The sequence below is a fragment of the Sphingopyxis sp. MC1 genome, assembly GCF_000371385.1.
In the GTDB taxonomy this organism is placed as follows: Bacteria; Pseudomonadota; Alphaproteobacteria; order Sphingomonadales; family Sphingomonadaceae; genus Sphingopyxis; species Sphingopyxis terrae.
On record NZ_AOUN01000001.1, the window covers coordinates 1 to 23,421 of the forward strand.

The 23,421-nt window shown below is 66.7% G+C and carries 25 protein-coding genes; 13 read left to right on the plus strand and 12 right to left on the minus strand.

The window, feature by feature from the left end; all coding sequences use genetic code 11:
- The first annotated feature begins 152 nt into the window (after window positions 1-152).
- Complete coding sequence (locus EBMC1_RS00005; RefSeq protein ID WP_003038624.1) at window positions 153-593, plus strand: hypothetical protein; 441 nt, start codon at window positions 153-155, stop codon at window positions 591-593.
- Window positions 594-635: 42 nt separating this feature from the next.
- Here EBMC1_RS00005 and EBMC1_RS00010 read toward each other — a convergent pair whose 3' ends face one another.
- Together EBMC1_RS00010 and EBMC1_RS17650 are read right to left on the minus strand one after the other, a co-directional pair.
- Entirely contained in the window at window positions 636-1,292 is a 657-nt protein-coding gene (locus EBMC1_RS00010) for a sigma-70 family RNA polymerase sigma factor (RefSeq protein WP_081611105.1), read from the minus strand.
- Between the two features lie 57 nt (window positions 1,293-1,349).
- Window positions 1,350-1,766 carry a BLUF domain-containing protein gene (locus EBMC1_RS17650; protein ID WP_003038631.1) on the minus strand — a complete coding sequence of 139 codons (417 nt, stop codon included), beginning with the start codon at window positions 1,764-1,766 and terminating at the stop codon, window positions 1,350-1,352.
- Between the two features lie 165 nt (window positions 1,767-1,931).
- On the opposite strand from EBMC1_RS17650, the gene EBMC1_RS00020 reads away from it, so the two are divergent.
- From EBMC1_RS00020 to EBMC1_RS00040, 5 genes are all read left to right on the plus strand, one after another.
- On the plus strand, window positions 1,932-2,189 hold the full coding sequence (locus EBMC1_RS00020; RefSeq protein WP_058812440.1) for a NepR family anti-sigma factor: 258 nt from the start codon (window positions 1,932-1,934) through the stop codon (window positions 2,187-2,189).
- On the plus strand, window positions 2,189-2,824 hold the full coding sequence (locus tag EBMC1_RS00025) for a sigma-70 family RNA polymerase sigma factor (RefSeq protein WP_003038636.1): 636 nt from the start codon (window positions 2,189-2,191) through the stop codon (window positions 2,822-2,824). The genes EBMC1_RS00020 and EBMC1_RS00025 overlap by 1 nt, the downstream gene beginning before the upstream one ends.
- A gap of 79 nt (window positions 2,825-2,903) precedes the next feature.
- Window positions 2,904-4,076: a PQQ-dependent sugar dehydrogenase gene (locus EBMC1_RS00030; RefSeq protein WP_003038638.1), complete on the plus strand. Its 1,173-nt coding sequence runs from the start codon at window positions 2,904-2,906 to the stop codon at window positions 4,074-4,076.
- Between the two features lie 14 nt (window positions 4,077-4,090).
- Entirely contained in the window at window positions 4,091-4,831 is a 741-nt protein-coding gene (locus EBMC1_RS00035; RefSeq protein ID WP_003038641.1) for an esterase/lipase family protein, read from the plus strand.
- Between the two features lie 43 nt (window positions 4,832-4,874).
- Window positions 4,875-5,180, plus strand: a complete 306-nt coding sequence (locus EBMC1_RS00040; RefSeq protein ID WP_003038643.1) for a hypothetical protein — start codon at window positions 4,875-4,877, stop codon at window positions 5,178-5,180.
- 21 nt (window positions 5,181-5,201) lie between these two features.
- Here the strand turns inward: EBMC1_RS00040 and EBMC1_RS00045 are convergent, their stop codons facing one another.
- Both EBMC1_RS00045 and EBMC1_RS00050 read right to left on the minus strand, forming a co-directional pair.
- Window positions 5,202-5,714, minus strand: coding sequence for a GNAT family N-acetyltransferase (locus tag EBMC1_RS00045; RefSeq protein ID WP_040589005.1), 513 nt, complete (start codon window positions 5,712-5,714; stop codon window positions 5,202-5,204).
- 183 nt (window positions 5,715-5,897) lie between these two features.
- Window positions 5,898-6,398, minus strand: coding sequence for a GNAT family N-acetyltransferase (locus tag EBMC1_RS00050; RefSeq protein WP_003038649.1), 501 nt, complete (start codon window positions 6,396-6,398; stop codon window positions 5,898-5,900).
- A gap of 52 nt (window positions 6,399-6,450) precedes the next feature.
- On the opposite strand from EBMC1_RS00050, the gene EBMC1_RS00055 reads away from it, so the two are divergent.
- Both EBMC1_RS00055 and EBMC1_RS00060 read left to right on the plus strand, forming a co-directional pair.
- Window positions 6,451-6,909, plus strand: coding sequence for an RrF2 family transcriptional regulator (locus EBMC1_RS00055; protein ID WP_003038651.1), 459 nt, complete (start codon window positions 6,451-6,453; stop codon window positions 6,907-6,909).
- The gene (locus EBMC1_RS00060; protein WP_003038654.1) at window positions 6,902-7,573 is read left to right on the plus strand and encodes a class I SAM-dependent methyltransferase; all 672 of its coding nucleotides are present in this window, start codon (window positions 6,902-6,904) and stop codon (window positions 7,571-7,573) included. The genes EBMC1_RS00055 and EBMC1_RS00060 overlap by 8 nt, the downstream gene beginning before the upstream one ends.
- 45 nt (window positions 7,574-7,618) lie before the next feature.
- Here the strand turns inward: EBMC1_RS00060 and ubiG are convergent, their stop codons facing one another.
- Window positions 7,619-8,344: a bifunctional 2-polyprenyl-6-hydroxyphenol methylase/3-demethylubiquinol 3-O-methyltransferase UbiG gene (gene ubiG, locus EBMC1_RS00065; RefSeq protein WP_003038656.1), complete on the minus strand. Its 726-nt coding sequence runs from the start codon at window positions 8,342-8,344 to the stop codon at window positions 7,619-7,621.
- A gap of 222 nt (window positions 8,345-8,566) precedes the next feature.
- Between ubiG and EBMC1_RS00070 the strand changes: the two genes are divergently transcribed.
- Window positions 8,567-9,814 (plus strand): aspartate kinase, encoded by a 1,248-nt coding sequence (locus EBMC1_RS00070; RefSeq protein WP_003038658.1) that lies wholly within the window; start codon window positions 8,567-8,569, stop codon window positions 9,812-9,814.
- A gap of 36 nt (window positions 9,815-9,850) precedes the next feature.
- On the opposite strand, the gene trhO is transcribed toward EBMC1_RS00070, so the two are convergent.
- From trhO to EBMC1_RS00105, 7 genes are all read right to left on the minus strand, one after another.
- A complete protein-coding gene (gene trhO, locus EBMC1_RS00075; RefSeq protein WP_003038660.1) occupies window positions 9,851-10,579 on the minus strand; it encodes an oxygen-dependent tRNA uridine(34) hydroxylase TrhO in 729 nt (242 codons plus the stop codon).
- A 44-nt stretch (window positions 10,580-10,623) separates the two neighbouring features.
- A complete protein-coding gene (locus EBMC1_RS00080; RefSeq protein ID WP_003038661.1) occupies window positions 10,624-12,636 on the minus strand; it encodes a GMC family oxidoreductase N-terminal domain-containing protein in 2,013 nt (670 codons plus the stop codon).
- Window positions 12,637-12,731: 95 nt separating this feature from the next.
- Window positions 12,732-13,658 (minus strand): CDF family Co(II)/Ni(II) efflux transporter DmeF, encoded by a 927-nt coding sequence (gene dmeF / locus EBMC1_RS00085; RefSeq protein ID WP_003038663.1) that lies wholly within the window; start codon window positions 13,656-13,658, stop codon window positions 12,732-12,734.
- A 10-nt stretch (window positions 13,659-13,668) separates the two neighbouring features.
- Window positions 13,669-13,944: a metal/formaldehyde-sensitive transcriptional repressor gene (locus EBMC1_RS00090; protein WP_003038665.1), complete on the minus strand. Its 276-nt coding sequence runs from the start codon at window positions 13,942-13,944 to the stop codon at window positions 13,669-13,671.
- 53 nt (window positions 13,945-13,997) lie between these two features.
- Entirely contained in the window at window positions 13,998-14,351 is a 354-nt protein-coding gene (locus tag EBMC1_RS00095) for a Rap1a/Tai family immunity protein (RefSeq protein ID WP_040589008.1), read from the minus strand.
- A gap of 91 nt (window positions 14,352-14,442) precedes the next feature.
- Window positions 14,443-16,539, minus strand: coding sequence for a malate synthase G (locus EBMC1_RS00100; protein ID WP_003038669.1), 2,097 nt, complete (start codon window positions 16,537-16,539; stop codon window positions 14,443-14,445).
- A 125-nt stretch (window positions 16,540-16,664) separates the two neighbouring features.
- Window positions 16,665-17,837 carry a GGDEF domain-containing protein gene (locus tag EBMC1_RS00105; RefSeq protein ID WP_003038672.1) on the minus strand — a complete coding sequence of 391 codons (1,173 nt, stop codon included), beginning with the start codon at window positions 17,835-17,837 and terminating at the stop codon, window positions 16,665-16,667.
- A 195-nt stretch (window positions 17,838-18,032) separates the two neighbouring features.
- On the opposite strand from EBMC1_RS00105, the gene EBMC1_RS00110 reads away from it, so the two are divergent.
- From EBMC1_RS00110 to EBMC1_RS00125, 4 genes are all read left to right on the plus strand, one after another.
- Window positions 18,033-19,241 carry a hydrolase gene (locus EBMC1_RS00110; protein WP_040589012.1) on the plus strand — a complete coding sequence of 403 codons (1,209 nt, stop codon included), beginning with the start codon at window positions 18,033-18,035 and terminating at the stop codon, window positions 19,239-19,241.
- Window positions 19,238-20,248: an arginine N-succinyltransferase gene (locus EBMC1_RS00115; RefSeq protein WP_003038678.1), complete on the plus strand. Its 1,011-nt coding sequence runs from the start codon at window positions 19,238-19,240 to the stop codon at window positions 20,246-20,248. The genes EBMC1_RS00110 and EBMC1_RS00115 overlap by 4 nt, the downstream gene beginning before the upstream one ends.
- A gap of 3 nt (window positions 20,249-20,251) precedes the next feature.
- Window positions 20,252-21,502 carry an N-succinylarginine dihydrolase gene (locus EBMC1_RS00120; protein ID WP_003038680.1) on the plus strand — a complete coding sequence of 417 codons (1,251 nt, stop codon included), beginning with the start codon at window positions 20,252-20,254 and terminating at the stop codon, window positions 21,500-21,502.
- Window positions 21,503-21,578: 76 nt separating this feature from the next.
- Complete coding sequence (locus EBMC1_RS00125; RefSeq protein ID WP_003038682.1) at window positions 21,579-23,414, plus strand: gamma-glutamyltransferase family protein; 1,836 nt, start codon at window positions 21,579-21,581, stop codon at window positions 23,412-23,414.
- Window positions 23,415-23,421: the final 7 nt, after the last annotated feature.

The window sequence follows — 23,421 nt, forward strand, 5'->3', positions numbered from 1 at the left end:
TCCACTCTCAGCACAGCGTCCGGGCGACTTCTTCAACAGAATACACCCCAAAGTCGCCGTTCGCCGCCGATTTGGATTGAATGACCGGAATCGACCGATTGCAGACATTCATAGTTGGTGCGAAGGTTCGAAACGTGGGGGGGGGGGGACAGATGATGATAGGCAATTTCGCACTTGATGCGAACGGGCTTAGCCCCCAGCTTCTCGGCTTGAGCCGCAAAGAGATAGACCACCTCTTGGGCGAAAGCCCTAGAACGAAGCGTTCTGGTTTGCCGGGGGAAGAGACCTTCGATTATGAAGCGCATCACATCCGCGTCGTGATGCAACAAGACCGTGCGGTTGAAATTGCCTTTGTTCCGCCCGCCTGCGTATTGTTCCAAGGACAACCATTGTTTGAAGATAGTAGTGTTTGGCGTGCCATAGTGGCGGCTGACGGTGACGCTCGTGAGACCCTCGGATTTATTGTTTTACGAAACTTGGGCGTGACCCTCACGGGCTTCCATGACGGCGACGATAGCCAGCTTGCTATGACGGTTTTCGCAGCCGGTCGCTGGGATGTGCTTGAAGATGAGATGCGGCCAGTAGCGATTTAAACTGCGAGTCCGCTTCCAACCCCGCAACCGCCACCGGCGCCGTCAATCCGGCGATGGTCCCCCGCCTGTCAGTTGGTCGACGCTGCCCATGATCGTCGCGAAGGCTTCGCTCGGCGGCAGCGGGTCGTCGCTGCGCAGCGGCATGTCGCCACCGTCGAGGATCGCCTGCAAGGCGGCCCGGGCGCGCGAGACGCGGCTTTTCATCGTGCCGACCGCGACGCCGCAGATGTCGGCGCCTTCCTCATAGGATAATTGCCCTGCGCCGATAAGGATCAGCGCCTCGCGCTGGTCGACGGGCAGCATCATCAGCGCGCGCTGCACGTCCGACAGGTGCAGGCTGTCGTCCTGATCGTCGGGCGCGACGAGCAGGCGTTCGGCGGCGAGCTCATCATAATCGGCGGTAAATTTCTTGCGCCGCATCTGCGACAGGAAACAGTTGCGCAGGATGACGAAGGCCCAACTCTCCATGCTCGACGGCCCCGGAATATAGCTCGCGCGCGCCTTCCATGCCTTCAGCATCGTCTCCTGCACCAGATCGTCGGCCAGGTCGGCGTTGCCGGTCAGGCTGCGGCCGAAGGCGCGCAGATGCGGCAACATCGCCGCCAGCTCCTGCTTGAAGCTGGCGTCGTCGAGCGGTCGGGGCGTGTCGTCGCTGATAATCGGGCCTTTATCTGGGCAATCTCTCGATGCGTATGGCACCGGGCTTAGCGTGTTGAAACGTCGATGGAAAGCGGCGATCCTTCACCCCGCAATGGCTCAGGCGGGAACCGCGGCCGCCGGCCGGCGACGTCCAAGCGCGATGAAATTGGCCATCATCTGTTCGTCGACGGGGTCGAGCCGGCCGTTGGCGGCCAGCCGCCTCAGACTGTCCTCATGCCCGTCGAAATTGGGTTCGTAGAGCATCGACCAGTCGCCGAATTCGCGGTGGTCGATGTCACGACGCCGCACCTCGACCATACCGCTGTGACGGCGGTCGTCGCGGATCGCGGCGAGGCACGCCTCGACCTTGTCGCCCGGGCCTTCCAGCAATTGCATGAAATTATGCCCGTTGAAGATCAGGGCGCCGGTCAGCGCATCGCGAGCATTGTTGCGGCGTGCCGTACCCAGAATATCGGCAATGTCGTCGGGCGTTATCAGCGGGTCCGCAACGCTGACATAGATAATCGATCGCAAGTCACGTGACTCCCGGCTTCCCCATTCAAGGAGCGTTGTGACCCCATCCGCAAACCCCTGCGGGCCTGCCCTGCCTGCTTAGGGCGCGTGTTGCCCCTTGGCAACGCATTCGTCGCAAAATCGAAATTGCCGGGAACCAGCGGCGATCTTCCTCGTTGCTTCGGCATGGCTACGCATGGTGACAACAGGATCAACGGCAAGCCGCCCCACCCGGCGGAGGAAGCCGAAGTCGTGCGCCGCACGAATGGCAGCTTTCCGGGGACGGACAGCGACCAGTGGCATCGCACACTGACCGGTCGGCAGTCGCCCGAGCCGGTGAGTGCGAAGCTGCGCATGATCTATGGCAGCGTCGTCGCCGAAAAGCTTCCCGACCAGATGCTCGATCTTTTGGCCCAACTCGATCAGAAAAGCCCTAAACTCTGATGACCCGCCCTGCTGCTGCGCCGCGTTCGCAGGAAAATGACAGCCTGTCGGACGGCGAATTCAAGGCGCTTCTCGCTGGCGTCATCCCGCATCTGCGCGCTTATGGGCGCAGCCTGTCGGGCAATCCCGATCTGGCCGACGATCTGACGCAGGACACGATGGTCAAGGCGTGGGCGTCGCGTGCGCGCTTCGAACGCGGCACCTCGATCAAGGCGTGGACCTTCGTCATCCTGCGCAACACCTTCCTTTCGCAGATGCGCCGCAACAAATTTCACGGCGAATATGACGAAACAACCGTCGAGCGCACGCTGTCGACCCCCGCGTCGCAGGAAGATTCGGGCGAGATGGCCGATCTCCAGCGCGCGCTGATGGAATTACCGCAGGACCAGCGCGAGGCGCTGATCCTCGTCGGCGCGGGCGGCATGTCGTATGAGGAAGCGGCGCAGATTTGCGACTGCGCACTCGGCACGATGAAAAGTCGCGTGTCGCGCGCGCGCTCCGCGCTCGAAGAGATCATGGATCGAGGCCAATTCTCGCAGCGCCGCTCGGACGCGGTTCCGGCGAGCGAGGCGATGGATGCGATCATGGACAGCGTCGAGGAAATCACCGCGCGCCGCGAAGCCGCGAACCGCTAACGCGCCGCACATCCTCTCGACTTTTCCGGGCGGGCGCGCCAGACTGGCCGCCCACCTCCCCAGCAAAGCGAGCCTTTTCATGCAGAAAATCCCCGCCCTTGCGCTATCGGCCGCACTGGCCGTCGCCGCCTGTTCGACCGGAACCCCCAGCAACGCGGCCACCGACAGCGCCGCGCTCGACACGTCGGGTGCGCAGCCCGCGACCGCGCTCGCCGATGCGCCCTTCACGGTGCAGGAAGCGGCGGCCTTCAACGAGCCTTGGGCGATGACCTTCCTGCCCGGAACGCGCCTCGCGCTCGTCACCGAAAAATCGGGCAAACTCAAACTCTGGGAAGAAGGCGGCGCCGCGCGAGACGTTGCAGGGGTTCCCCCGGTTCTCTACGCCGGACAGGGCGGCCTCGGCGATGTGATCCTCGCCCCCGATTTCGCGCAGAGCGGTACCATTTACCTGAGCTGGGCCGAAGCCGGCCCAGGCGACACCGCCGGTGCCGTCGTCGGCCGGGCGAAGCTGGTTCAGGGCGCCGCGCCGCGCCTCGATGGGCTCGAGGTGATCTGGAAACAGGATCCCAAAGTGCCCGGCCGCGGCCATTATTCGCACCGCCTCGCCTTCTCGCCCGACGGCCGATATTTGTTCATCGGTTCGGGCGAACGGCAGAAGTTCGATCCGGCGCAGGACATGAAGGCCAATCTCGGCAAGATCCTGCGCCTGAACCCCGACGGCAGCGTCCCCGCCGACAACCCCTTTGCCGCTGAGGGCGGCGTGACCGCGCAAATCTGGTCGCTCGGCCATCGCAACATCCTGGGCCTCGCGTTCGACGGGACGGGCCGGCTCTGGAACCAGGAAATGGGGCCAAAGGGCGGCGACGAGGTCAATCTGGTCGCAGCAAAGGCCAATTACGGCTATCCGATCGTGTCGAACGGCGATCATTATGACGGCCGCGACATTCCCGACCATCCGACCCGCCCCGAATTTGCCGCGCCGAAGCTGTGGTGGAACCCCTCGGTGTCGCCCGCCGGGCTCGTCTGGTACGGCGGCGACGCCTACCCCGGCTGGAAGAACAGCCTGTTGATGGGCGCGCTGTCGGGCGAGGGGCTGATCCGCATGGCGATCGACGGTGACACGCTGCACAAGTCCGATCGCTGGGACTTCGGCGCCCGTATCCGCGAGGTCGAGGTGCGCGACGACGGCAGCGTCTGGCTGCTGACCGACGGCAAGAACGGCAAGCTGCTGAAGCTGGTCCCGAAGGCCTGACCGTCGCGCCGACGATGATCCGCAGCTATCTCTCCCGGCGTGCCCTGTGGCCGGCGCGTGTGCCTGATCCCGACGCCCCGCCGCGGCTGGCGCTGCTCTGGCGCGAGGCGGGGTCGCTGCTGCGCGCGCTCGGCGGGCGCGTCCGGCCGATGCCGCCCGAACCCAATCCCGACAGCGCCCACCCGCCGGTGATGGTGCTGCCGGGATTTCTGTCGGGCGACTGGTCGACGAAGGCGCTGCGCGCCGACCTGCGCCGCGCGGGCTTTCGCTGCTATGCCTGGGGCCTCGGCTTCAACCGCGGCGCAACCGCCGACATAATCGACCGCATCGATGCGCGCGTCGAATGGATCATCGCGCGCACCGGACAGCCTCCCGCGCTCGTCGGCTGGAGCCTCGGCGGCATCTATGCGCGCGAATATGCCAAGCGTCACCCACGCAAGGTCGCGCGCGTCGTCACGCTCGGCTCGCCCTTTTCGGGCAGCCGCCGCGCCAACCGCGCCTGGCGGCTCTATCATCTGATCGCGCGCCACCCGGTCGACAATCCCCCCATCGACTTCCACCCGGCGCCGCGCCCCGAAATGCCGACCTTTGCCTTATGGTCCAAGCATGACGGCGTCGTCGCGGTGAACAGCGCGCGCGGCCTGCCACACGAAAGCGACCGGCAGATCGAGGTCGAATGCGCGCATATGGGCTTTGCCTATGCCCCGACCTCGGTCGCCGCAATTGCCAAGGCGTTAACCGAAGAGATAGGCTGATGTGCGATAGGCTGGCGACGGAGCCAGCCAAAGGAATGCGCCGATGTTGACGATCTTTGCGACACTCGCACTCGCGATGCAGGGCGCCACCGCGCCCGCCGCCTGTCCGCCCGCGGTCGTCACGGGCAGCGCGCAGAGCGCCCGCGTCGCCGTCTATCGCTCGCCCAGCCTCGCCGCGCGCAAAACCGACCGGCTGCGCGCTGGAACGCGCGTCCTCGTGTGCGGCGAACAGGGCGGCTGGGCGTGGGTCGCCTATGCCAGCCGCCGCAACAGTTGTGTGCCCGCGCGCGGGGCGACCTGCGCTACCGGCTGGGTCGACCGCCGCCGCCTTGCCGCGTTCGGGTCCTGATCGAGCCGGCCCTCAGCACCCTCAGCACACATCGATCCGCTCGCCCGGCGCCGCGCGCCACACGAACAGCGCGCGCCCGGGGCGCCGTCCCGCAGTGCCCGTCGATACGAAACCGACCGCGCGCAGCAAAGCTTCGGACCGCGCATTGCCTGGCCGGCATTCGGCGACGACCGTCGCGCCGCGCCGCGCCGCCGCTATCTCGCGCACCGTCGCGCCGACCGCCTCGCGCGCCAGCCCTTGCCCGCGCGCGCGCGCCGCAAACCAGTACCCGACCTCATATTCGCCCGCGCCGCGGCGGTGGACGCCGATGACCCCGGCGAGCCCCGCGGCGTCGCGCACGGCGTGGAAGACATCGTCGCCGCGCGACCGCGCGATCAGCGCGGCGGCTTCGTCCTTGGTGAAGGGTTCGGGCAGGAAATGGACCTGCGACGTCACCGACGCATCGGTGATCGCCCACAGATCGGCGGCATCATCGGCGACCAGCCGGTCGATGCGGCATCGCGGGGTGGTGAGGCGGATCAAAGTCTCTGTCATCGCAAGCGTCTCTTCTAAAAGGCGCGCCGTGACAGAGGGGTGCGGTTTCATGATAATGACCATTCGCCTTCCGACACGGCGGCCATGGTCATGATGAATGATGCCATGCCGCTCCTTAGGTAAAGGAGCGCCAATACGCCTTGAATCGAAGGGATCGGTCGTTGGTCATCGCAGCGGTGCCTATCAGGCGCCGGCGCCGCGATCAAGCGCGCGGTACATCACCAGCGCATCGACCGGCCCTTCACACGGATGCTCGAACGCCAGCGGTAGGCGCCCGACGATCGCAAAGCCCAATGACTGCCATAGCGCGACCGCGCGGACATTGGTGCTGACGACGAAATTGAACTGCATCGCGCGAAATCCCGCCGCCGCCGCCTCGGCGATCGAATGGTGGCACATCGCCCGCGCCACCCCGCGCCCGGTCGCCGCGGCGGCGGTCATATAGCCGCAATTGGCGACATGCGCGCCGCCTCCCGCCTGGTTCGCCCGCAGATAATAGGTGCCGAGGATCGTCCCGTCCGCCTCGGCGACGAAGCTGCGCTTGCCCTCGCCCATCCAATAGGCGAGCGCAGCCGCCGCCCCCATGTCGCGGTCGAGCGTATAGGTTTCGCCGGCACGGATAACGGGTTCCAGGATCTCCCAGATCGCGGGCGCATCGGCGGGGGTGGCGGGACGAATCTGCATGGAATGCGTCCTAGGCCTTGACGCGACCCGATCACGAACTATTTAAAGTTACATGAAACGCGACAGCCGACTCTCGGGCGTGCTCCACGTCCTGCTTCACATGGCGGAGGCGGAGGCCCCGTTGACATCGGACGAGCTCGCACGCGCGATGCAGACCAACCCCGTCGTCGTCCGCCGCCTGCTCGGCGGGCTGCGCAGGGCCGGTTTCGTCCATTCCGAAAAGGGGCATGGCGGCGGCTGGACGATCGCCCGCAATCTCGCGGCCATTACGCTGCGCAATATCTATGATGCGATCGGACAGCCCAATCTGATGGCGATGGGCAACCGGACCGAGGCGCCGGGCTGCCTGGTCGAGCAGGCGGTCAACGCCGCGCTCGACACCGCCTTTCGCGACGCCGAAGCCTTGCTGCTTGCCCGCTTCGCCGATGTGACGCTGGCCCAGCTTGCCGCCGATTTTCACGCGCGCATGATCGCGCGCGGCCTGACCCGACAGGAGCATTTTCATGGCTGAAGGCGCACGCCACTTCCTCGACAGCTTTCGCGACCCGGCGGCGGTCGCCCGGTACAGCGAAGGCCCACGCCGCTTCGTACCGGGGCTCGACGGCCTCCACCGGATGACCGGCCTGCTGCTCGCCGAACGCGTCCCCGTCGACGCCCATATCCTTGTCCTTGGCGCCGGGGGCGGCAGCGAGATGAAGGCGATGGCCGACGCCCATCCCGGCTGGCGCTTCACCGGCGTCGATCCCGCCGGCCCGATGCTCGATCTCGCGGCGCAGGTGCTCGGCGCCGACGCACACCGCGCCGAGCTGATCGAAGGGCTTATCGACGATGCACCGCCCGGCCCCTTCGACGGCGCGACCTGTCTCCTCACGCTCCATTTTCTCGCGATCGAGGAGCGCATCCGGACGGTCGCCGAAATTCGCCGCCGCCTCCGCCCCGGTGCGCCTTTCGTTGCCGCGCATGGCAGCTTCCCCCAAGGCGCGGGTGAACGCGACCGCTGGCTCGATCGCTATGCCGCTTTCGCCATCGCCTCGGGCGGCGATCCAGATCAGGTGGCAAAGGCGCGCGCTGCGGTCGCCTCGCACGTCGCGATGCTGACCCCGCAACAGGATGAAGATGTGCTCCGCGCCGCGGGCTTCACCGGCGTCGAGCAATTTTATGCCGCCTTCACCTAGCGCGGATGGGTTGGCTATGCGTAAGGCCGAACGACGTCGCGCCGATCAGCCGCCGCGCTGTGCCGCGAGCAGATAGTTCAGCGCTTCGCTGCCGCCGAGCTTGAACCCGCGCGCTGCCGATGGCGCGAGGCCGGTGCGGTCGACGACTTCAAGCCCCGCCGCCGCTAGGAGCGCGGTCAATTCTTCGGGCTTCAGAAACTGGTCCCAGTCGTGCGTGCCGCGCGGTACGGCGCCGATCCGCTCGGCCGCCTCGACGAGCAGCAGCTTCGACAGGGCGGTGCGATTGGGCGTCGACAGGATCATCAGTCCGCCGGGCGCCAGGCGCGCGGCAAGTTCGGCGATGAAGGCCGCCGGATCGGCCACATGCTCGACCACCTCCATCGAGGTGACGAGGTCGAAGGTCGCGGGCGGCAGCGCCGCCAGTTCGCCCGCATGATAGTCGATTCCCAGCCCCTGCCCGGCCGCATGCGCGCGCGCCGCGGCGATATTTTCGGGTGCGGCATCGACCCCCGTCACCGCCGCCCCCATCCGCGCAAGCGGTTCTGCAAGCAGGCCCGCGCCGCACCCGACGTCGAGCGCGCGCTTGCCGGCGAGCGGCTTCAGATCGCGGCTGTCGGTCAGCCAATGCGCGTCGATCCGGTCGCGAATATAGGACAGGCGCACCGGGTTGAGCTTGTGCAGCATGGCGGACGAGCCGTGCGGATCCCACCAGTCGGCGGCGAGCGCGCCGAAATGGGCGGCTTCGTGCGGATTGATTGTCGTAGCGCTCATAGAGCGCGATTTGGCACCCCGCCCGGCGCGGCACAAGACTTATCGGGATAGAATAATCGTTCGGCGGATACCCGCGCTCCTGTTGCGAACAGACAAGAAAAAATATCCTGATGGTATAATCTGTCGGCCTTGCCATCGCGCTCCCCCTTCCCTAACAGCGCGGTCGCCGCGGAAATCCTTGGAAGTTGCGGCCGAAACCAGTTTGCGAAAAGGCGGGACGAGATGGCACGGATCGTGATGAAATTCGGGGGCACGTCGATGGCGGGCACCGAGCGGATTCGCACCGTCGCGAAACTGGTCGCGCGCGAAGTGGCGCAGGGCAACGAGGTGGCCGTCGTCGTCTCGGCGATGGCGGGCGAGACCGACCGGCTCGTCAATTTCTGCCGCGAGGCGAACCCGCGTTACGACCCGGCGGAATATGATGTCGTGGTCGCGGCGGGCGAACAGATCACGTCGGGTCTGCTCGCGCTCACGCTGCAGGCGATGGGCGTTCCCGCGCGCAGCTGGCTCGGCTGGCAGCTCCCTATCCGCACCGAAGAGGCGCATGCCCGCGCCCGCATCCTCGACATCGAAACGGGCGCGCTGCTCGCGGCGATGGGCCGCGGCGAAGTCGCGGTGATCCCGGGCTTTCAGGGGATGATGGACGATGGCCGCATCTCGACTCTGGGGCGCGGCGGGTCGGACACCAGCGCCGTCGCGGTCGCCGCGGCGGTGGAAGCCGATCGCTGTGACATCTACACCGATGTCGACGGCGTCTACACCACCGACCCGCGCATCGTCGCGCGCGCGCGCAAGCTCGACTATGTCACCTACGAAGAAATGCTCGAACTCGCGAGCGTCGGCGCCAAGGTGCTCCAGACGCGCTCGGTCGGCCTCGCGATGAAAATGGGTGTGCGCGTACAGGTGCTTTCCAGCTTCGTCGAGGGCGACGAGGCACCCAAAAGAGGCACGATGATCGTCAGCGACGAGGAAATAGAGGAACATCAGATGGAACGGCAGCTGATCACCGGCATCGCCCACGACAAGAATGAAGCGAAGATCATTGTGACGCGCGTCCCCGACCGTCCGGGCGGCGTCGCCAACATCTTCGGCCCGCTCGCCGCCGCGGGGATCAACGTCGACATGATCATCCAGAATGTCGGCCGCGACAAGGGCGAAACCGACGTGACCTTCACCGTTCCCGCCGCCGATCTCTTGCGGTCGATCGACCTGCTCGAGGCCGCGAAGGACAAGATCGGCTTCAACCGCATCCTGTCGGACGACAAGGTCGCAAAGATCAGCGTCGTCGGCGTCGGCATGAAGAGCCACGCGGGCGTCGCCAGCACGATGTTCCGCGCGCTCGCCGATCGCGGCATCAACATCCAGGCGATCTCGACCAGCGAGATCAAGGTCAGCGTGCTGATCGACGAGGATGAAACCGAACTCGCGGTCCGCGTGCTCCACACCGCCTACGGCCTCGACGCCGACTGATTCCGGCCCGCGCGGGAGGCTTCGGCGGCCGGGCCGTCAGTCCTTGTCGCCGACCTCGACCAGTCCGTGGCCGACGCTGACGCGTTCGTCGAAGACGAAACAGCTGCCCTGCCAGCGGCTGTCGGCCTCCGGTATCTGCTCCAGATAGGCGAGGATGCCGCCTTTCAGGTGAACGACATCGGCGACGCCTTCGCTTTTCAGGAAGGCGGTCGATTTTTCGCAGCGAATGCCGCCGGTGCAGAACATCGCGACGCGCTTCCCGGCGAAATCGGCGGCATGGTCGCGCCACCAGCCGGGAAAATCGCCGAAGCTTTTCGTCTGCGGGTTCACCGCGCCCGCGAAACTGCCATAGCCGACCTCGAAATCGTTGCGCGTGTCGATGACGATCGTGTCGGGATCGTCGATCACCGCATTCCAGTCGGCCGGCGCGACATAGGCACCGACCTCGCGCGCCGGGTCGACCCCCGGCACCTTCATCGTCACGATTTCCTTTTTCAGCCGCACCTTCAGCCGCTGAAAAGGCATGGCTGCGGCGGACGAATATTTGACGTCGAGCTCGGCACAGCCGGGCAGCGCACGGATATGGGCGACGACCGCGGCGATGCCCTCCGCGCTCCCCGCGATCGTCCCGTTCACCCCCTCCCGCGCGAGCAGCAAGGTGCCCTTCACCCCCTGGGCCGCGCAGAGATCAAGCAAGGGCGCGCGCAGCGCAGCGGGGTCGTCGAACGGCGCGAAACGATAGAGAGCGGCAACAGTGAAGGTCATCGGCGCGCGCCATAAACAAAAGCCGCCGTCATTGCGAGGAGAGCTTAACCGAACGGATCGTGCCGCGCGGTCGCGTAATGCGCCATCGCCATCGTCGTCCACTGTGCGTTGACGCGGATGCAGGTCGGAAAGACGCTGGCGTCGGTGACGATGACATTGGTCGTGCCGTGGACGCGGCAATCGGGATCGACCACGCCTGCGTCGGGATCGACGTTGATCGCATTGCCGCCGTGCGGGTGGCTGCTCGACAGCGTCACATCGTCCGATTCGCGGATCGCCGTTTCGAAGAAGCTGTCGATGTCCATGTCGGGGGTCAGCCGCTGCCCCTTGGTCAGCGCCGGATAGCATTCGATCGCGCCCGCCGCGAAATGCACCTTGGTCAGCGTCGCCATCGCGCGGCGCAGCAGCGGCAGGTCGGTATCGCGGTCGAGTTCGAATTTCAGCTTGCCGTCCTTGACCCGCCCGCGGCGATCGGCGGGAAACAGGATGCCCGCCGAATGGACGCGGCCATAATTGCGCATCCGCTCGCTATGATCGGTAAACCAGCCGGGCATCAGCGACGCCATCGCCATGGGCGACTGGAAATGGCTTTCGAGCAGGAAGTCGCCGCAATCGACGTAGCTCGACATCTGGTCCTCGTCCCAGGCATTGCCGCCGACGCCTTGGGGCATCAGCGCGACGACAGGCGAGGCGATGTTGAGCGACACGTTATGCCCGGTGCCGTCGATGTCGCTGCGGTCGAGCAGCTTTGACGAGGCGATGGTGCCCGCCGCGACGACGACGCCGACCCGCGCGCGCACCGTGCGGCGGCTGCCGTCGGGCAGGATCAGCTTCACCCCCTCGGCCTCGCGCCGCCCGTCGATGCTCGTCTGCCAGACGATCCGGTCGGCTTTGGTTCCCGGCAGGATGCGCGCGCCATGGTCGCGGCACGCGTCGGGCAGGTACGTCTGCGCCATGCCAAGCCGCCGGCCATAGGCGCAGCCCGAATTGCAATAGCCGCAATAGGCGCACGCCGCGGGCGTGTGCGGCGGCCCAAAATTCTTCGCGAACCAGTCGGCGACCGCGCGCTGTTCCTTCGGGTCCGACGATCCCGCAGCATAGGCGTGCCAGCCGTTGATAAGATGGGGACCGTTATGCCGCCCGGCGCGCGCCTCGATCGTCCCGATATGCAGCCGGTCGCGGATCGCGTCGTAGCTCGCGTGAAAGGCGTCGGCGTCGATCGGCGCGCCGATGCTCGCCCATCGGGCCAGCACATCGACCGCATCGGGGTGCGTCCGTCCCGCCTCGTTGACGCGCAGGCAGATGCCGTTGTTGATCGTCGACGATCCGCCGACGCAGCGCCCCTGAAAGACGATGAAGTCGCGATTGGTCGAGGTTTGCAGCGCGCCATGCTTGTAAAGCTGCGCCACCATGTCGAGTTCGTGGTGCGTGATGCGCGGCGAGGGATAGAAGGGCCCCGCCTCCACGATCAGCACCCTGTAGCCGCGCGCGGCGACATTGTGCGCGGCGACCGCGCCGCCCGCGCCCGATCCGACGACGACGACGTCATATTCGTCGCCCAGCGTATCCGCATCCAATATATGCGCGGGATCGATCTCGCGCCCCTCGACGCGAGTGATCGCCATGTCTGCGGGGCCGCGCACGCGGAATTTGGGCAGCGTGAAACCGATCTGCTGGTGCACCGGATTGGCGGCGTTCGCCTGCTGGTCGCCTGCCTCGACCCCCGGCTGCCAATGCCCGTAATAGCAGGCGTAAACGATACCGCGCAGCCGGGCCATGTCCTGAAACAGGTCGATCTGACTGTTCTGCAGCCGGTTGCGGATGCGGTGGGCGCGCGTCTCGACATCGACCGCCGCGAACAGCGGGCCGAGCACCAGTTCGGTTGCGGTCAGCGACAGGCGAATTTCGTCAAGTTTGGTGCCGCCGACCTTCGCGAACAATTCGGTGATGTTCGCCACCACCTGATCGGCGGAGATGACCATCGGCGCGCCGTGGAACAGCGCTTCGGTCAGCGCTTTCAGAAATTTGAGTTGCCCGAAATTGAAAGGTGCCGACATCGCCCGTCCCCCGCTTCAGCTACTCCGGATCATCCGCCAAAACCCGGCGATGGCAAGCGCCGAATTGCCGCCGCATTAACCCTGCCGCACCCCTGTCAGCGCACGGCCACGGTCAGATGGGCAAGCTGGCGGATATCGGCGAGCCGCGCGCGCAGGTCCGCCGCGCTCATCGCCCCTTCGACCTCGACGATCGCCGCGCAGGCATCGGGGCCGACGCGCCAGACGTGCAGGTCGGTCAGCCGGACGCCCGCCGCCGTGTCGATCCGGCTGCGCAGCGTGGCCGCAATCGTCGCATCGGTCGTATCGAGCAGCACCTCGGCGGTGTCGCGCATCAGCGACCACGACCAGCGCGCGATCACCAGCGCCCCGACGATCCCCATCATCGGGTCCATCCACCCCAGCCCCAGATAGCGCCCCGCCAGCAGTGCCGCGATCGCCAGCACCGACGTCAGCGCATCGGCGAGCACATGGAAATAGGCCGACTTCAGATTATTGTCTGCGCCATGATGCGCATGATGGCCGTGCGCATGGTCGTCATGGCCATGATGATGATCGTTATGATGGTGATGCCCGCCCATCAGAAGCAGCGCGCTGACGATATTGACGACCAGCCCGATCACCGCGACGAGCGCGGCGGCCGAAAAATCGACCGCCACCGGATCGATCAGCCGCATTGTCGATTCGACCGCGATGCCCAGCGCGAAGATGCCGAGGATCAGCGCCGAGGCAAAGCCCGTCAGATCGCCGACCTTGCCCGTACCGAAGCTGAAGCGCGGGTCGTGCCGGTGCGTCCGCGCATAGCGATAGGCGATCGCCGCCAGCCCCAACGCCCCCGCATGCGTCGCCATGTGAAAGCCGTCGGCGAGCAACGCCATCGACCCGGTAAGATAACCGGCGACGATCTCGCCGACCATCATCACCGCGGTCAACAGCACCACCCACAGCGTGCGCCGAGCATTGGCGTCGTGCGACGCGCCCAGGAAATCGTGATCGTGGCCACCGCCCGGCACGGTATCGGTCACCGTCCCTCTCCTATTTCGCATAGCGCCGGATCACCGCGATCAATTCCTCTGCTCCGGCGCGGCGCTCCGCATCGCTCAGGCCCGGCGCCGCGACATGGCCCGTCAAATGATCTTCGATCACCGCATCGAGCAAGCCATTGACCGCCCCCCGCACGGCCGCAACGCGGTGCAATACCGTGGCGCAGGGCTCGTCCGAAACCAGCGCCTTTTCGATTGCCCCGACCTGCCCCGCCAGCCGCCGCACGCGCGCCAAAAGGTCGCTTCTGTTTTCCGCCACATGTCCCATAGGATACCCCCCTATGGTATAAGCAGGATTAGCGCAAGCCGAAGCGCGCGCGGCTATTCGCTGCAGCCATATTTCTGGAACAGCGCGTTGCGGATCGAACTGACCGCCGAATATTTGAGGCTGGTCGTCCGGCCGTTCCAGTACGCGAGAACAGTGTTGCGCAGTTCGAGCGCGGTCACGCCTTCAGGCGGGCACAGATTGCTGTCGGCCATCTTCGTGTCGCCGTACAATTTGATCGCGTCGTGAACCGCCATGATGAAATAGTCGCACGCGGACACATCGGCGTCATCCTTCGACACGCACAGATCGTGGACCTCCTGCCCGGTCTTGAACACGCCGCTCGACGGCGTGCTGTCGGGCGCGGCGGCAGCCGGCCCTGCTAGTGCCAGTGCAGCGGACGCCAGCAAAGCAGAAACAACAGAATGACGCATGGCAATTTTCCCCCGAAAAAATCGCGACCCGCGGGCTACTTAACCCGCGGATCGGGGGTTGCCAATCTCAGGCGGCGGCTTTTTTCGCCAGCCGGTATTTGTGCAGCAGCGGCTCGGTATAGCCCGACGGCTGCGTCACGCCTTCGAAGATCAGCGCCCGCGCCGCCTGATAGGCAATGCCCTCGGGCGTCAGCTTCTCATACAGCGGATCGCCCGCATTCTGGGCATCGACCTTCACCGCCATCCGCGCGAGCGCTGCGTCGACCTGTTCGGCGGTGCAGACGCCGTGGAGCAGCCAGTTGGCGAGCGCCTGGCTCGAAATGCGCAAGGTCGCGCGGTCTTCCATCAGGCCGACGTCGTCGATGTCAGGCACCTTCGAACAGCCGACGCCCTGGTCGATCCAGCGCACGACATAGCCCAATATGCCCTGGCAATTATTGTCGAGTTCGCGCGCGACCTCGGCCTCGCTCCAGTTGCGTCCGGTCGCGACCGGAATCGCCAGCAGCCGGTCGAGCGACGGCACGGCCTCGCCCGCAATGTCCTTCTGCCGCGCGAACACGTCGACCATATGATAATGCAGCGCATGCAGCGTCGCGGCGGTCGGCGACGGCACCCAAGCGGTGTTCGCGCCCGATTTCGGATGGCCGATCTTCGCGTCGAGCATGCCGCGCATTAGATCGGGCATCGCCCACATGCCCTTGCCGATCTGCGCCTTGCCCGAAAGCCCGCAGGCGAGCCCGATGCGGACGTTGCGGTCCTCATAAGCGGCGATCCAGTCCGACGCCTTCATTTCGCCCTTCGGGATCATCGGCCCCGCGCGCATGCTGGTATGGATCTCGTCGCCGGTGCGGTCGAGGAAGCCGGTGTTGATGAAGACGATACGGTCCTTCACCGCCGCGATACAGGCGGCAAGGTTCGCGCTCGTGCGGCGCTCCTCGTCCATCACGCCGACCTTGATCGTGTGACGCGCGAGGCCGAGCATATCCTCGACCGCGTCGAACAGCCGGTCGGTGAAGCCGCACTCCTCGGGCCCATGCTGCTTGGGCTTGACGATATAGATGCTGCCCGCGCGGCTGTTGGTCCGGCTGCCCAGACCTTTCAGATCGTGCAGCGCGCACAGGCTGGTGATGACCGCATCGCACAGCCCCTCGGGCGCTTCCGATCCATCGGGGAGACGGATCATCGGCGTCGTCATCAGATGGCCGACATTGCGCACGAACATCACACTGCGCCCGTGCAGCGTGAAGGGCGTGCCATCGGGCGCGCTCCATTCGCGGTCGTCCGCCATGCGGCGCGTCATCGTCTTGCCGCCCTTGTCGAAGCTTTCGGTGAGGTCGCCGCGCATCAGGCCGAGCCAGTTGGTATAGCCCAGCGTCTTGTCCTCGCCATCGACCGCCGCGACGCTGTCCTCAAGGTCGATGATCGTCGTGAGCGCGGCTTCCAGCACCACGTCGGCAATGCCGGCGGGGTCGCCGCTGCCGATCGGGCTCTTCGGATCGAGCACGAGTTCGATGTGCAATCCGTTGTGGCGGAGCAGCAGCCCGCCCGGCTTGCGCCCCACCAGCTGCGACGGATCGGCCAGCACCGGATCGCCGCCCTGCCAGTCGGCCCAGCTTCCCGACGCCAGCGGCACGGCTTCGTCGAGAAACGCCTTCGCCCGCGCGATCACCGCCGCGCCGCGTTCGGGGTCGTAGCCGCCGGGCTTGGCCGGCGGCGCATCGAGCGCATCGGTGCCGTACAGCGCATCGTAAAGACTGCCCCAGCGCGCATTGGCGGCGTTCAATGCGAAGCGCGCATTGAGCGCCGGCACGACGAGCTGCGGCCCCGCCATCGTCGCGATTTCGGGATCGACATTGATGGTGCCGACCGCGAACGGCGCGGGTTCGGGGACGAGATAGCCGATCTCGCGCAGAAAGGCCTGATAGGCCGCGGCGTCGTGCGCCTGCCCTTCGCGGGCCCGATGCCAGGCGTCGATCTGTGCCTGTAAATCCTCGCGCTTCGCGAGCAGCGCGGCATTTTCGGGCGCGAAGGTGCCGAGCAACGCCGCGAAATCCGACCAGAATTTGGCGGTATCGACGCCGGTTCCCGGAATCGCCTTTTCCTCGAGGAAGGAGACGAGACGCGAATCGACGGACAAGCCGCTGCGGTCGAGGAAATCAGTCATTCAAGCACCCTTTGGTCAGCGCGATTGCGCGGATGGACCCGGGGAGGAAAGGGCCGCCGCCCTATGGCGCGATTGGGGCGCGATGGCAACCGCCCTTCGCGCCCCAATCGCGCCATAGGGCCGCGTCAGGCAGCGCCCATCGCGGGCAGCGGCGGCAATTCGCCGAGCGCCACACGCACAAGGTTCCGTCCCCCGGCCTTGGCGCTGTAAAGCGCGGCGTCGGCGCGGTGGAGCAGGTCATGCAGCGTGTCGCCGCGCCCCGCCTGCGCGACGCCGAACGACGCGGTGAAACAGCGATCGACGCCGAGCACCGGAAGCCGCTGCGCCGCAAAGCGGCCGCGCACCGTTTCGGCATAGAGCCGACCGTCCGACAGCAGCGCATCGGGCAGCAGCACCGCAAATTCTTCGCCGCCGACGCGTCCGACGATCGCCCCCTCGGGCGCCGCGTCCTGCAACAGCGCGGCAAAATGCGCGATCACGCCGTCGCCCGCCGCATGGCCGTAATTGTCGTTGATCTGCTTGAAATGATCGAGGTCGGCGGCGACCAGAACGCCGCGTGTACCGCCCGCCAGCGCCGATTCCCCATGTAGTTCGAAGCCGCGCCGGTTGAGCGCGCTCGACAGCGGGTCGGTTTCGGACCGCGCGGTCATCTCGGCGGTCGCATCGCGGATCATCACGAGCAGCAGCACCATTGCCACCGCGACCAGCGTCACCGCGCCCATCGTCTGCGAAATCGCGGCATAGGTTGTCGCCATATAGGCCTGCGGCGCCGCGGCGGTTCCAACCAGCATACCGATCACGGGTTTCACCAGATACAGCAGCGCCGCGACGAACTGCATCCCCATCAGCAGCAGGTCGAGCGCTTGGCGCCGCCCCGACCGCAAGATGACGACCCCGGCCAGCCCCTGCATCAGGCAATAGGAAAATTGATAGATCATGCCGCGCGCGGGCGACCCGTAAGGCAGCGAAAAGGCAAGGGGCGCCAACAGCAGCGCACTCGCCCAGATCGCGATCATCGCGCCGCGCGGCGTCGGCACGCGATAGTGGCGCGAGATGCCGATGAGGCAGAAGCTGAGCGCGAGCAGGAATACGACAAAGATGCTGACCGCCACCGGCGTCGGATCGGTCTGGAAGGGCAGCAGGAATTCCAGCGCGACATCGACGATGCCCAGCGCATAGCCCGCCGCCATGAAGGCGGCGCCGCGGGCCATCCGGTTCGTCGCCGCGATCACGCCGAATGCCACCGCGAAAATCCCGGCGATGCACATGTTGATGACGAGGACGAAGGCGGCTGTCATGGACCCACTCGTTGGCGCGATGCCAAGGCCCTATGCCCAGGCAGACGAAGTTTCGGTTAACGCGTTGCGATTCGGACGCTTTCGCGCGCGACATCGCCTGCCTCGTCCAGCGATGTCAGTGATTTACCGTATCGCGTGAAAGATTGTTTCGCGCCGGGGGTGCCAAAGCCGGGCGCGGGCGGCTATAGGCTGCGCATGACCATCCTGAAGCCAAGCGAAACCGCCACGCTGGAGCGTGCGGCCGATGCGCCGATGCTGGCGCAGGTCGAACGCTGGGCCGCGGTCAATAGCGGCACCGGCAATCTTGCCGGGCTCAAGACCGTCGCCAGCCTGCTCGCCGACGCCTTTTCGGCGCTCCCCGGCACCGTGCGCCTCGTCGCGCCCGACCCCGTCGAAAGCGTCGATGCCGCGGGCCGCGTCCAGACGATCGAGCGCGGCGCACATCTCCACCTCCGCGTACGCCCCGAGGCGTCGGTCCAACTGCTGCTGACCGGCCATATGGACACGGTATTTGCCGCCGATCATCCTTTCCAGTCGCTCAAATGGCTGGAGCCGGGCGTGCTCAACGGCCCCGGCACTGCCGACATGAAGGGTGGCATCGCCGTCATCCTTGCCGCGCTGTCGGCGCTCGAGGCGTCGCCGCTGGCCGAGCGTGTCGGCTATGACGTGATGATCAACAGCGACGAGGAAACGGGCAGCCACGCCTCCGCCGCGCTGATCGCCGAACTGGCGCGCGGCAAGACCGCGGCGCTCACCTACGAACCCGCGCTGCCCGACGGCACGCTCGCCGGCGCGCGGCCGGGCAGTGGCAATTTCTCGGTGCTGATCCACGGCCGCTCGGCGCACGCCGGACGCAACCCGGAGGACGGCCGCAACGCGCTCGTCGCCGCCGCCGACCTCGCGCTCCGCCTCAATGCGCTGAAATCTCCCGACCTCAAGGTCAATCCGGCGAAGATCGACGGGGGCGGCCCCAATAATGTCGTCCCTGATCAGGCGATCCTGCGCGTCAACATGCGGCCGATGACCCCCGACGCGATGGCCGCCGCCGAAGCCGCGCTGCGCGACGCCATCGCCGCGATCCAGCGCGACCACGACGTCCATTGCCACCTCTACGGCGGCTTCAACCGTCCGCCCAAGCCGCTCGATGCCGCGGCAACGCGCCTCTTCGAGCTGGTCCGCGACTGCGGCGCTGCGCTGGGCCTGTCGATCGGCTGGAACGCGACCGGCGGCGTGTGCGACGGCAACAATATCGCCGCCTGCGGCATTCCCGTCGTCGACACGATGGGCCCGCGCGGCGGCGCCATCCATTCGTCGGACGAATTTCTGATCGTCGACAGCCTCGCCGAACGCGCGCAGCTGTCGGCACTGACCCTAATGAAAATAGCGGAACGGGGGACTGTGTGAGCTATGTGATCCGCTCGGCGAAACCGAGCGACCTACAAAGCATCTACGAAATGGCGAAACTGACGGGGGGCGGCTTCACCAATCTGCCGCCCGACCGCAAGGCGCTGCGCGCCAAGCTCGATCGCGCCGAGGCCAGCTTCGCCAGCGACCGCGAATATCCCTCCGACGAGCTTTATCTGATGATGCTCGAGGACACCGAGACGGGCGAGGTGCGCGGCACCTGCCAGATTTTCGGCCAGGTCGGCCAGCGCTGGCCCTTCTACAGCTATCGCATAGGCACCGACAGCAAGCACAGCGAGCAATTGGGGCGGACCTTCCACGCGCAGGTGCTCATGCTCAGCAACGATCTCAACGGGTCGAGCGAGGTCGGCGGCCTGTTCCTCCATCCCGCGGCGCGCGCCGGCGGGCTCGGACTGTTGCTCGCACGCTCGCGCTATCTGTTCATCGCGCGGCACCGCGCGCGCTTCGGCGACCGCATCCTCGCCGAGCTGCGCGGGGTGATCGACGAAGCGGGCGGATCGCCCTTCTGGGACGGCGTCGCCGGCAAATTCTTCGGCATGAGCTTTCAGGAAGCCGACCAGTTCAATGCCGTCCACGGCAACCAGTTCATCGCCGACCTGATGCCCAAGCATCCGGTCTATATCGCAATGCTGCCCGAAACCGCGCGCAGCGTGATCGGCGTGCCCCACCCCACCGGCCGCGCCGCGATGCGGATGCTGGAGAATGAGGGCTTCGCTTTTGAAAATTACATCGACATTTTCGACGGCGGCCCGACGATGACGGCGCGTACCGATCAGGTATCGAGCATTCGCGACGCGCAGCATGTCGAGGTGACGCGGGTCGCCGATGGACTGGACGATGGCGCGGACGCGCTGATCGCGACCGGCCGCCTTGCCGATTTCCGCTGCTGCTTCGGCAAGGTCGGCGCGGGCGGCAGCATCGATGCCGAGACGGCGCGGCTGCTGCAGATCGGCACCGGCGATACCATCAGTTGGATCGGGCGCTGAGCCATGATCACCGAAATCAACTTCGACGGCATCATCGGCCCGACGCATAATTATGCTGGCCTCAGCCGCGGCAACATGGCTTCCGCCAGCAATGCCGGCGACGTGTCGCAACCGCGCGCCGCGGCGCTGCAGGGCATCGACAAGATGCGCCACAACCTCGCGCTCGGGCTGCCGCAGGGCTTTTTCGCGCCGCTCGACCGTCCCGATGCGGCGTGGCTCGCGGCGCTCGCGACCGATCTCGACAGCGCCGAGGCGCATCTGCGCGCGCAGGCATGGTCGGCTTCGTCGATGTGGGCCGCCAATGCCGCCACCGTCTCGCCCGCGCCCGACAGCGGCGACGGCAAATGCCATCTCACCGTCGCCAACCTCGTCACCATGCCGCACCGCAGCCATGAATGGCAGGGCACGCTCGCCCAGCTCCGGCTCGCCTTCGCGCATCCCGCCTTTGTGGTGCACGGCCCGGTCCCCGCGCCGTTCGGCGACGAGGGCGCCGCCAATCACATGCGGCTGTGCGCCGGCCATGGCCAGCCGGGGGTGGAGATTTTCGTCTATGGCATCGGCGGCGGGCGCTTCCCGGCGCGCCAGCATCTCGACGCCTCGAAAGCGATCGCGCGCCACCACCGGCTCGATCCCGAACGGACGCTGTTCATCCGGCAATCGGACACCGCGATCCAGGGCGGCGCCTTTCACAACGACGTCGTTGCGGTCGCCAACGAGCGCGTGCTGTTCACCCACGAAACCGCTTTCGAGGACCGCACGGCGGCGCATGCGCAGATCCGCGCGGCCTTTCCCGAGGTCGAGATCGTCGAAGTCCCGGCGAGCGCAGTCAGCCTGCCCGATGCGATCAAATCCTATCTGTTCAACGCGCAGCTCGTCAGCCTGCCGGACGACGGCGGCATGGGGCTGATCCTCCCCACCGAAGCGCGCGAAACGCCGAGCGTGTGGACCTGGCTCGAGGCGCATGTCGCGGGCAACGGTCCGATCCGGCGGCTGTTTCCGGTCGATGTGCGCCAGTCGATGGCCAATGGCGGCGGCCCCGCCTGTCTGCGCCTGCGCGTCGTTGCCGATCCGGCGACCGTCGATCCGCGGTTCATGGCCGACGAAGCCACGCTCGACCGGATCGCCGCCGTCGTCGCGGCCCACTGGCCCGAAGCGATCGCGCCCGGCGACCTCGCTTCGCCCGCGCTCACTGCCGATGTCCGCCGCGCCCGCGCGCAGTTGCTCGCGGCGCTCGACCTTACCGAACTCGGGTAGGGAGCCTCCACGCCCCTTGCCAAGCCTGCCGCATGGCGCAACAAAGGGGCGACAGAAAATTTCAAAGGACATCGCCATGCGCCGTCGCACGCTTCTCGCTGCCGCCCCCGCCGTCGCCCTGTTGCCGACCGCCGGGCTTGCCCAGTCCGCGAAGCCGGCGCCCAAAGGCGATCCGGCGCTGCCGCCCGCGTGGGACAAGGACAGCGAACGCTTCCTGCGACCCGACGTGCATGCCGGCGACCGGCCGGTTGGTGCGAGCTTTGCCTCGCGTACCGCCGCTTACGGCCTCAGCGGCGCGGTCGGCACCGCGCATCCGCTCGCGACGCAGGCGGGGATCGACATGCTGAAGCGCGGCGGGTCGGCGGTCGACGCCGCGATCGCGACCAACGCCTGCCTCGGCTTGCTCGAACCGACCGCCAACGGCATCGGCGGCGACGCCTATGCGATGATCTGGGATCCGAAGGCAAAAAAGGTCGTCGGGCTGGCGGGGTCGGGAAAAAGCCCCCGCGCGCTCGACCTCGCCACCGTGCGGTCGCGCGCGACGGGCGGCGCGATCCCGGCCTATGGCGCAATTGCGGTGTCGGTGCCGGGAACGGTCGACGCCTGGTGGACGATGCACCAGCGCTACAGCAAGCTGCCGTGGAAGGAGCTTTTCGAACCGGTCATCGCCCATGCCGAGGCGGGCGCACCCGTCCCCGACATGATCGCTTATTATATCCGCCGCAGCCTCGCCGGTTTTCGCCAGCCGGGGCGCGGGATCGAAGAGGTCGACAATGCGCTGCGCACCTATGGCATGGCCGACGGCAAGGGGCCGCAGACGGGACAGGTCTTCCGCAACCCGGACCTTGCGCGCACCTTCCGCCTGATCGCCGAGGGCGGCCGCGACGTCTTTTACGATGGCGAAATTGCGCGGACGATCGACGCCTATTTCCGGCGCATCGGGGGCTGGCTGCGCCGCGAGGATCTGGCCGCGCATCGCTCCGAATGGATCGAGCCGCACCGCACATCCTACCGTGGCACCGACGTCTATGCGCTCGGCGCCAACACGCAGGGCATCGCGACGCTGCAGATGCTCAACATCCTCGAAAATTTCGACCTGAAGGGCGCGGGGTTCCAGTCGGCGCTGTCGATCCACCTCCAGGCCGAGGCAAAGCGCCTCGCCTATGAGGATCGCGCGCGCTATTATGCCGATCCGCATTTTTCGAACGTGCCGGTCGAATGGCTGATCTCGAAGGATTATGCCGCCGAGCGCGCCCGGCTGATCCGCCCCGACCGCATCCTGACCCCGGTCCATCCGGGGCAGGCGCCGAGCCACGGCGATACCACCTATTTCAGCGTCGCCGACAAGGACGGTATGATGGTGTCGATGATCCAGTCGAACTTCCGCGGCATGGGATCGGGTCTCGTCGCCGACGGCCTCGGTTTCATGTTCCAGGATCGCGGGCAATTGTTCAGCCTGCAGGATGGCCACCCGAATATCTACGCCCCCGGCAAGCGCCCGTTCCAGACGATCATCCCCGGTTTCGCCGCGCATGGCGACACGCCGTGGATGAGCTTCGGGGTGATGGGCGGCGACATGCAGCCGCAGGGGCAGACGCAGATCATGGTCAACCGCATCGATTACGGCCTCGAAATCCAGGCCGCCGGCGATTCGCCGCGCTGGCACCATGAAGGATCGTCGCAATCGATGGGTGAGGATGCGCCGGGGCTCGGCCCCAAGGGACTTCTGCGGCTCGAAAGCGGCGTCCCCGCCGCGACGCGGGCCCAGCTTGCGGCGCTCGGCTGGACGATCGGCGATCCCGATGGCGGCTTCGGCCGCTACCAGTGCGTCGAACATCGCATGGACGGCGACACGCGCGTCTATGCCGCGGCGAGCGAGATGCGCGCCGACGGCTGCGCGCTCGCCTACTGACCGCCCG